The organism is Flavobacterium reichenbachii, assembly GCF_002217435.1.
GTDB classification, from domain to species: Bacteria; Bacteroidota; Bacteroidia; order Flavobacteriales; family Flavobacteriaceae; genus Flavobacterium; species Flavobacterium reichenbachii.
Window position 1 is genome coordinate 94,589 of sequence record NZ_MUHF01000022.1, and the last position, 6,989, is coordinate 101,577.

General features: G+C 34.0%; 4 protein-coding genes. 2 read left to right on the top strand and 2 right to left on the bottom strand.

The features are described from left to right. Positions 1-4: 4 nt before the first annotated feature. Both B0A68_RS19245 and B0A68_RS19250 read left to right on the top strand, forming a co-directional pair. Positions 5-2,554, top strand: coding sequence for a ribosomal protein L7/L12 (locus B0A68_RS19245; protein WP_035682837.1), 2,550 nt, complete (start codon positions 5-7; stop codon positions 2,552-2,554). 8 nt (positions 2,555-2,562) lie between these two features. Beyond that, positions 2,563-4,302 carry a hypothetical protein gene (locus B0A68_RS19250; protein WP_123947528.1) on the top strand — a complete coding sequence of 580 codons (1,740 nt, stop codon included), beginning with the start codon at positions 2,563-2,565 and terminating at the stop codon, positions 4,300-4,302. Between the two features lie 68 nt (positions 4,303-4,370). Here the strand turns inward: B0A68_RS19250 and B0A68_RS19255 are convergent, their stop codons facing one another. Together B0A68_RS19255 and B0A68_RS19260 are read right to left on the bottom strand one after the other, a co-directional pair. Next, positions 4,371-6,149 carry an AMP-dependent synthetase/ligase gene (locus B0A68_RS19255; protein ID WP_035682839.1) on the bottom strand — a complete coding sequence of 593 codons (1,779 nt, stop codon included), beginning with the start codon at positions 6,147-6,149 and terminating at the stop codon, positions 4,371-4,373. 174 nt (positions 6,150-6,323) lie between these two features. Beyond that, the gene (locus tag B0A68_RS19260) at positions 6,324-6,755 is read right to left on the bottom strand and encodes a hypothetical protein (protein WP_035682841.1); all 432 of its coding nucleotides are present in this window, start codon (positions 6,753-6,755) and stop codon (positions 6,324-6,326) included. Between the last annotated feature and the right edge of the window lie 234 nt (positions 6,756-6,989).

Below are 6,989 nucleotides of genomic sequence, written 5' to 3' on the forward strand. Positions count from 1 at the left end.
CAAAATGGAATTTCAAAGATATTTTCAATCGTATCACAATTATTTTTGGGAATGGGACAATCAGCTTTTTTCTGAAGATGAAGTCTTTGAAGCAATCGTCATTCCAAATGGAAAAACAATTGCTTACGAGAAATATGTGTTCGAAATTCTGGAATTTCTTTCAGATGACAGTCTCCCGCCTTTCGGATCGCTTTTGCTGGCAGTTATTGCTACAAATCATGAAAGTGGGGACGCTCTGGAAATGGTGAATCAAATCGTAAATCAAATTGTCGGGACAAAATTGAGTTCCGAAAATACGCCTGCAGATAATTCTTTTAAAGGTGCCGGAGCATTTGCTTTTCTAAAGATATTGTCTTCTCTTCCAGAAGAATACAAAACTGGAGAAAAACGTTTACGCCTTTTTCAAACTATATTTCACGGCAGTCATAAAAGAGTGGCATCTGATAAAGCAAAAAAGATTCTCGAAGAATATAAACAACGCAGACATCATTTAGTACGCGCTTCTGTTAAAGACGATTTTAATGCAGCAAATTTTGTAAAAGATTTTAGGACTATAGCATTACTGCTGGTAAAATTTCCAACGGTTCAATCTATTATTGAAGCGATGGAAAATCTGCCTGATCAGGAAATTCAAAAACAATTAAGTGATGATGTTTTTGAAGTGCAGTCCTCCGATACGCCTGGTGATTTTATTGAAGAATTAATAAAAGAAGAAAAAACATTTCAGGTAGGAAGTCTCGTTAAGCGTATTTGGTCAGGATTAAATATTCCACTGCACCACAATATGCCCAGTGCTCAGCCATTGGGAGGCATCTCGGATTTGACTAATAAAGGAGACTTTGATAAACTTGTAATTTCTGAGTTTGCCAACGATGATGACGTTTTTATGTCCAGAATTGCCAACAATGAAGCCTTATATATTCAAAGAGAAGTACCGCCCGAAGCAGATAAATTTCGGAGAACCTTACTTATAGATACAACCTTGATCAATTGGGGGAATCCTAAAATTCTGGCGTTTGCGTCGGCAATTGCAATAGCGTCACATCCGAAAACAGATATTGAATGTGAAATTTTTGTTGTTGGGCATACGTATCAGAAAATAGATTTGGAAAATGTAGATCAGGTAATCAATGCTTTGAGCGAATTGAGCGGTAAATTATGCTGTTCTGAAGGATTGGATCTGTTTTTCTCAGAAAATCAGATAAATCCAAAACAGCAGGAAGTTTTTCTGATTTCATCAGACGAAAGTCTAAAGCTGCAGCTCATGCAAAAAGCCATGAGTGATTATTTTAACAGCATAAAATATGTTTTTGTTACCAAAGTAGGAGGAAGTATCAGCATTTTTAAAAATCAAAATAAAGGTAGAAAACTGTTGCAGCAAATTATAATGCCTCTAGATGAATTATGGAAAAAGAATACTGTAAAAAAGGAGAATAATGTTAATGTAATTATCGATAACAGTATTCCTCTCCTGTTTCCGGCAGAGCGCGACTATACGACTATTTTTAATGATAGTAACAATCATTATTTATATTCAGGCGGAAATTTATTCATGTTTCATAAAGAAGGATTTCAGAAAGGATTTAAAAAAACAGCCTCAAATCTTCCGTATAAAAATGGAGAATTTGCGATAAGAAGCAATTCTAAAGGAGAACTTTTACTATTGAACTATGATTATAAATCACGGATTATTAGTATTGTAAATTTAGCAACCAATCAGTCCCAAGGCCATAAAGTTTTTTCTGATGGTGATGAGTATACAAAACTCAGCTTTTTTGAGTACCAGCATCAGTTTTACTTAACAAACAATTTTGATTTTTGGAAGGTTGCACACAATTGTTATATTGAATTTGATTTTGATAATGAGCTTGTTAAGGCTTTTGATGAAAAATTTGCCAAAAAATCTGCTTTTGTAAGAAATTATAAAGGAAATAATCTTTCAAAATATACATTAATAAAAAGATTAGAAAGCGTTTCTCTTGTAAATAATCAATTTGAGATAAATAATTTTAAGCTGGACGTAACCACTCATCTCGGATTTAGAAAAGCGGGAAGATATAGATCAGATCAAATTATGGAGTTAAAGCCAAGAGTAAATCTGGTTTTAAAAAATACAGGCGGACAGCCGGTATCCATCATTAATCTGATTAAAGAAAATACCAATAAAACACTGGCAGAAGCCAAAAGTATTGTAGATGAAAATCAAGGATTGATTTTGGAAAATGCTTTGCCCGAAGATGCTCAAAAATTAAAAATAATAATAGAGAATATGGGAGCAATCTGTTATATCGAAACCAAGTGTTTTGAATCTGGAGATGGAAGCAGAATTCTAATCAAAGACGGCATACTCGTTTTTGAAAGCAGTGACAAACAGCTTCCGGTTTTTTATATTCCTTTTGTTACTGCTATAATGACGGCGATGGTCAGTGATACCGAGTTTGCCGGGAATGATTATTTTATATCAGAAGAACATTCGCAGGAAAGTATTGATAAAGCTTTGTTTTACACGAAGTATATAAAACCTTTTATTTTGAATATGCAACCATGGAATTAAAATTAAAAATGCACTCAAAAAACTCTTTTCCAAAAGAAGGAGTTTTTATTAAAAGCAGCTTAATATCATTTTGGCTCCAGGAGATTCAGAATATGGGTTTATCGCTGGAACATGTAAAAGTTTTCCCGGTTCCCGGAAAAACTGCCAACGAACTTTATGGCTGCATTGTCTTTCTAAATTCGGGCGTTAAGTCTGTAAAGGATATTGGTAAGAATAATTTTTGCCAGCTTGTAGAAAATAAGTTGTTTATTCCGGAAAACACAATTGTTTTTCCGGAATTGACAGCTCAGGAATGGAATGTGTTGTTTTCGGAAAAATATCATTTTATGCATCCGGAAATTGGTTTTGTCGAATTGGAAGACGAGTTAGTCTGGTCCAATTTTATAACCAAACCCAATCTGATAGACGTTGAGATTTTAGAACCGAGAAAAAGTGTAGCCATTCCCAAATTGATTTCGTCTCTAAGGATTGAAGTTGATCAGGAAGAACTTTTAAAACAAATCGAAAATCCGCTTTCTGAAGAAGAAATAACAGAAAACCTGCCATTTAACATGAAAAAGTTACTGAGCGGTAACAATAAAGAAATGGATAAATTCTTGGCTTATTTAGAAAAGAATCCCGAAATGGCAATGAGAATGGCAATTCCGCTCGATACAATTGGAACTGGAAGAGGCGCCAATACAGGAAGTTTTTCTTTTAATACAGGTGTCAGAAGCAGACTTAATTTTTCCTGGATTCGCAGATTTTTTGATCGTCTTTCGTCTGACGGAAATAATTCTACTGGATTTTTTAGATACGGTTTTGTATTATTATTGGTCGTTTTGTTTAGAAGCTGCAAAGGCGCAGAGTTAAAAGCAAATTTAACTCCAATATTAGTCTTTGTCGGTATCGTACTTCTTGTAGTCTTTCTAGTTACCTTATTATCCAAATCTGGGGGCAGTCCTTCAGGTGCAGGCGGAGGCTCTTTTTTAATAGATTCCAACAGGTTTAATACGCTGCAAAGCAGGTATGAGAAACTGGCAGTAGATTACATTGTAAAAAAAGAATACGAGAAAGCGGCGCATATCTATCTAAAGCTTTTAAAGAATAATCATAAAGCGGCTAAAGTTTTAGAAGACGGTAAATTGTATCGTGAAGCTGCAGTTATTTATTTAAAATACCTTCAGGACAAAAAGAAAGCAGCAGAATGTTATGAAAAAGGTCATGCCTACAATGAAGCCATAGCACTTTATAAAGAAATGGGGGAGGATGAAAAAGTAGGAGATTTGTATTTGATTTTAAAAAATAAAAAAGAAGCTGACAAATATTTTACAATCGTAATCGATAATTACGTAAAGAATTTTCAATATGTAAAAGCGTCTTTAATTTATAAAAACAAAATTGGAGATGTAACCGAGGCTCAGGAATTGCTGCTGGACGGATGGAAAACCAATAAAGATGGAGGGAAGTGCCTTAATAACTATTTTGCCAACATAGATTCAAATGAAGAACTCTCGCAGGCTATTGCTCATGTGTACAAACACGACGTGACAAGCGAAAACAATATGGTTTTTTTCCATTTGTTGAAAACTGAATTTAAAAAAGGCAGAGAGCTTGAAGAGCTTACCAGAAACATTGCGTACGAAATTGCAGCAGAAAAAATAGAAGAGAATCCAAACGTTGCATCAGAATTAATTAATTTTAATAAAAGCAATAAATCAATAATTAAAGATGTATTGAAGTTTAAACTCAGAGCAAAAAAGAAATAACGGGTTATAAAAAAAAGGGCTGTCTTGATTAAGACAGCCCTTTTCGTTTGGTTTATTATTTTGGATTATTAATGTTCTCCGTAGATTTTAGCGTAAAGATCTTTGTAAATTTCTTTAATGATTTTACGTTTAAGTTTTAAAGTAGGCGTAAGCTGTCCACCGTCGATAGACCAAACATCTGGAGTCAGCTCAAAACGTTTGATTTGTTCCCAGTGTCCAAATTTTTTGTTGATTTCCTCAATTTCAGTGTCGATACGTTTGATTACTTCTGGATTAGAAGCGATTTCAGCTGTTGAATTTCCTAAAGTAATTTTATGGATTTTTGCCCATTCTTTTACAAATTCAAAGTTCGGCTGAATGAAAGCAGAGGGCATTTTTTCGCCTTCGCCAACAACCATAATCTGCTCAATAAAACGAGATTGTTTCATTGCATTTTCGATCAATTGAGGTGCAATATATTTCCCGCCCGAAGTTTTGAACATTTCTTTCTTACGATCGGTAATTTTTAAGAAACCTTCGCTGTCAATTTCTCCAATATCTCCCGTATGAAAATATCCGTCTTGCAAAGCTTCGGCTGTTTTTTCAGGATCTTTAAAGTAACCTAACATTACGTTTGGTCCTTTGCAAAGAATTTCTCCGTCTTGAGCAATCTTAACTTCAACATTACGAATTACTTTTCCGACAGTTCCAATTTTAAAGCCTTTATTTCTTTGGTCGTTTACAGCGATTACTGGCGATGTTTCAGACAAACCGTAACCTTCCATAACCGGAATTTCTGCAGCAGCAAAAACTCTTGTTAAACGCGGCTGTAACGCAGCGCTTCCAGAAACCATTAAATCTAAATTTCCCCCTAAACCTTCTTTCCATTTACTGAAAATAAGTTTTCTGGCAATTTTTAACTGAAATTCATACCAAAATCCGTTTGCTCCGTAAGGTTCATATTTTAAACCTAAATCGATAGCCCAAAAGAATAATTTTTTCTTGATTCCGGTTAGTTCTCCGCCTTTAGCATAAATCTTATCGTAAACCTTCTCTAAAAGTCTTGGAACAGCTGTAATAACAGTTGGACGTACTTCTTTTAAGTTATCACTGATTTTGTCAATAGACTCACCAAAATAAACCGAAACACCATAATATTGATAGATGTATAAAATCATTCTTTCAAAAATATGGCAGATAGGCAGGAAGCTCAATGCTGTGCTTTTTCCTGCATCAAACGGAATTCGCGGTGCGCTGTCTAAAACATTTGATACGATATTTTTATGCGAAAGCATAACTCCTTTTGGTTTTCCGGTAGTTCCGGAAGTATAAATTATAGTAGCAAGATCATTTTCATGAATGCCTGCTTTTAAAGCGTCAACATCAGATTGATTGCTGTTGTCTTCTCCTGCCAATAGTAAGTCAGACCAATGTTTACAACCCGGAATTTCGTCAAACGAATAAACTTCTTTAAGAGTAGGGACATTTGCTTTTATCGCATTTACTTTTTGAAGTACTTCAACATCAGAAACAAAACAGTAAATACTGCCGCTATGATTTAAAATGTATTCGTAATCTTCTTCGGCAATTGTTGGGTAAATAGGTACATTTTGTGCACCAGTCTGCAGAATACCAATATCCATGATACTCCACTCAGTTCTATTATTAGAAGTAATTAATGCAATTTTATCATCTTTCTGAACGCCCATGCGCAATAACGCTCTTGAGACAGCATTTGCTTTTGCGATGTATTCCTCAGTAGATGTTTTTTCCCACGCTCCATTTTTTTTAGTAGCTAAGGCAACCTGTAGGTTGTAAGTTTCTTGTTGATAATAAGGAAAATCAAAAAGGCGTGTGATTGAAACCATATTTAATATGTTGAATTTTACCGCAAATTAAATAAAAAATAGGTATTATTTTAAATTTTATAAAATTTTATAGCAAAATTGCAAGTACTATTGAATTTCAACGAAAACGTTTTCTTTTTTGCTGTGAAATTTCAAAAAATGCTATAAATGTTTAATATGATGGAATTTTAAACTCTATTGTACATTGAAATCTTCGTACATTTTAACTCGTTCTCCCATCAAAAACATTTTCTTCTTGGCAAAATGAATAGAAAACTGGCTGTAATTCCATTCGTCACTGTCGTTTGTTCTGTACCAAAATGTATAAGAAGCACTGTTAAAACCTTCTTTTGAAGCCAGAGTCCCTTCCCAGTTGCATTCTATTCCCCAGTTAATCTTTTGCTTGGTTAAATCTTCGTTTTGTATAACGCCCGTTCCGTCTGGATTTAAAACCGTGCTCGGTTCTTTTTTGTCCGGAGGTAAAAAAGTTCCCGCGATATGATAGGGAAGTGAAGTAGTGATATAATGCTCTTTTGATCGGTATAAAATTTTATCGACCTGAACTTGTGCTTGCGATTTTACCGTAATAAAAAATAAGATAAAAAGTAATGCTTTTAGACTTTTCATTCTACGTAGGTTTAATTGTTTTTAGAGTTTTTGAAAAAAAACAGGGGCCTGTTTTTTTTGCTAATATAGACCAAATTTTAATAAAAAAAATAAAAGGATGTGAATTCGAATAATTTTTTTTAACTTTTTAAAATTGAAGTGATTTAAACAAAAAAAGCGTTCACTTTCGCAAACGCTTTTAGGTAAAAAAATATATTATTTAACCCGCTGGCTGTAATTATCAAAAAAAGTTAA

What these genes read in the sequence shown, in the direction of transcription:
- B0A68_RS19245 (WP_035682837.1), top strand. Translation starts at nt 5, where the DNA reads ATGGAATTTCAAAGATATTTTCAATCGTATCACAATTATTTTTGGGAA.
- B0A68_RS19250 (WP_123947528.1), top strand. Translation starts at nt 2,563, where the DNA reads ATGCACTCAAAAAACTCTTTTCCAAAAGAAGGAGTTTTTATTAAAAGC.
- B0A68_RS19255 (WP_035682839.1), bottom strand. Translation starts at nt 6,149, where the DNA reads ATGGTTTCAATCACACGCCTTTTTGATTTTCCTTATTATCAACAAGAA.
- B0A68_RS19260 (WP_035682841.1), bottom strand. Translation starts at nt 6,755, where the DNA reads ATGAAAAGTCTAAAAGCATTACTTTTTATCTTATTTTTTATTACGGTA.